Source organism: Klebsiella sp. ME-303, assembly GCF_007910085.1.
In the GTDB taxonomy this organism is placed as follows: Bacteria; Pseudomonadota; Gammaproteobacteria; order Enterobacterales; family Enterobacteriaceae; genus Klebsiella; species Klebsiella michiganensis.
Genome location: NZ_VOJB01000023.1, coordinates 1 through 2,128 on the forward strand (window position 1 = coordinate 1; position 2,128 = coordinate 2,128).

2 protein-coding genes and 2 tRNA genes are annotated in these 2,128 nt (G+C 54.4%); 1 reads left to right on the forward strand and 3 read right to left on the reverse strand.

What is annotated here, in order from left to right; all coding sequences use genetic code 11:
- Nucleotides 1-83: 83 nt before the first annotated feature.
- From FQK12_RS00195 to FQK12_RS27945, 3 genes are all read right to left on the reverse strand, one after another.
- Nucleotides 84-159, reverse strand: a tRNA-Asn gene (locus FQK12_RS00195).
- A 125-nt stretch (nucleotides 160-284) separates the two neighbouring features.
- Nucleotides 285-1,742 (reverse strand): EmmdR/YeeO family multidrug/toxin efflux MATE transporter, encoded by a 1,458-nt coding sequence (locus FQK12_RS00200; protein ID WP_014229916.1) that lies wholly within the window; start codon nucleotides 1,740-1,742, stop codon nucleotides 285-287.
- An 8-nt stretch (nucleotides 1,743-1,750) separates the two neighbouring features.
- Nucleotides 1,751-1,930 carry a DUF5951 family protein gene (locus FQK12_RS27945; RefSeq protein ID WP_219538927.1) on the reverse strand — a complete coding sequence of 60 codons (180 nt, stop codon included), beginning with the start codon at nucleotides 1,928-1,930 and terminating at the stop codon, nucleotides 1,751-1,753.
- Nucleotides 1,931-1,936: 6 nt separating this feature from the next.
- Here FQK12_RS27945 and FQK12_RS00205 point away from each other — a divergent pair.
- Nucleotides 1,937-2,012, forward strand: a tRNA-Asn gene (locus FQK12_RS00205).
- The last annotated feature ends 116 nt before the right edge of the window (nucleotides 2,013-2,128 follow it).

Genomic DNA, 2,128 nt, shown 5'->3' on the forward strand with positions numbered 1-2,128 from the left:
AAATACATCGGGAAGACTTTTCACGCTAACTTATTGGAACTGAATCAAATAGGGATTCGCAAAGCAGCATGAAAACAAGAAGTTGGCTCCTCTGACTGGACTCGAACCAGTGACATACGGATTAACAGTCCGCCGTTCTACCGACTGAACTACAGAGGAATCGTTTGAACGAGGCGCATATTATCGATGGCGCCCCACCTTGTCAAAGGCTGTTTTCACATTTCAAACCGTTTGCCGAATAATTCTCCACTTTGGGCGAAAAGTCCCGTTTCGCCCACCGCGTGTTACGTTTCTTCAACCTGCGCGCGGGTCTCGTCGGCCTGCGCTTTCGTTCGCGGATACTTCCACAGCCAGCGCCCGCTGACCATCCGGCAGTAAAACAAAACGCCGCGCACCGCCCAGTCAAGCACCATACCCAGCCAGACGCCGATCACCCCCATGCCCAGCACAATCCCCAGCGTGTAGCCCGCCACCACGCGACAGCCCCACATGCCGAGCATTGAGACCCACATGGTGTAACGCACGTCGCGCGCGCCTTTAAAGGCGCACGGCAGCGTCCAGGCCATCGCCCAGATCGGCATAAAGAAGGCGTTCAGCCACAGCAGCTCTTTCACCACCACTTTGACGTCCTCTTCGCTGGTATAGAACGAGGCGATCAGGCCGGCAAGCGGCGCGGTTCCCCAGGCGATCGCCGTCAAAATGATGGTCGACAGCCAGAAGACGTGCCACGCCTGACGCTCCGCCTGAGCGATCTGCCCTTTTCCGAGGCGTCGGCCGGTGATAATAGTCGATGCTGAACCGAGCGCGTTCCCCGGCAGGTTGATCAGCGCGGCCACGGAGAAAGCGATAAAGTTACCGGCAATCACGTTGGTCCCCATCCCGGCAACAAACATCTGCGTCAGCAGCTTACCGCCGTTGAACAAAACCGATTCAATGCTGGCGGGGATCCCGATGCCCATCACTTCCCAGATAATGGCGAAGTTAAACGGCTTAAAATAGCTCTTCAGCGAAATGCGCAGCGCCGGGTTAAAACCGATCATTAGCACCCAAATGGTGGCCACCGCGCCAATGTAACGGGCAATCGTTAATCCCAGCCCCGCCCCGACAAACCCCATGCCGGGCCACGAGAAAATGCCGTAAATCAGGATGCTGCTGATAATAATATTGAGGATATTCATCCCGCCGTTGATCAGCAGCGGAATTTTGGTGGTCCCGGCGCCGCGCAGCGCGCCGCTGCCGATCAGGGCGATTGCCGCCGCCGGATAGCTCAGCACCGTCAGCTCCAGATAGGTCAGCGCCAGAGCTTTTACCTCTTCTGTCGCATCCCCGGCGACAAAATTAATGATTTCCGCGCCGAAGGCATGGATGACCGCCGCGAGAATAATCGAGAACAGGGTCATTATCGCCAGCGACTGGCGCGCTGCCGCCCTTGCCCGCCGCCGGTCCCGTTTGCCCAGGCTAAACGCCACCACCACGGTCGTACCGAGGTCGATGGCGGCAAAAAAGGACATGATCACCATATTGAAGCTGTCGGCCAGGCCTACGCCCGCCATGGCCTCTTTACCGAGCCAGCTAACCAAAAAAGTACTCAACACGCCCATCAGCAATACGCAGGCGTTTTCCAGCAAAATGGGGACCGCAAGCGGGCTGATTTCACGCCAGTAGAGGACGCGATAGCTCTTGCGTTTTTTAAACCAGGACGTGCGTTCGACGGACTGGCGTAATGCGGCGGTGACGTTCAAGGGAGACCTTAGTGAGAAAAGTTGAAACTACATTTCAAATGATGATAGAGAAAAGCTAATCCTGCAAAGCATTTTTCCCGATAAATTGTCGATAATGGCGACAATTTGTTGATGGATGCGCCAGTTGAGCCTCGGACGGCGAATAGATGTTTGACAAAAGTTTTTTCGCCGCTAAGATACGACTCCACAACGATTCCTCTGTAGTTCAGTCGGTAGAACGGCGGACTGTTAATCCGTATGTCACTGGTTCGAGTCCAGTCAGAGGAGCCAAATTCTTGTTTTCATGCCTCTTTGCGAATCTTTATGTAATTTAGATTCAATAAGTTAGCGTGAAAAGTCTTCCCGATGTATTTTTAGTTTTCCCTCCGCATCGGGAGAATTTGGTG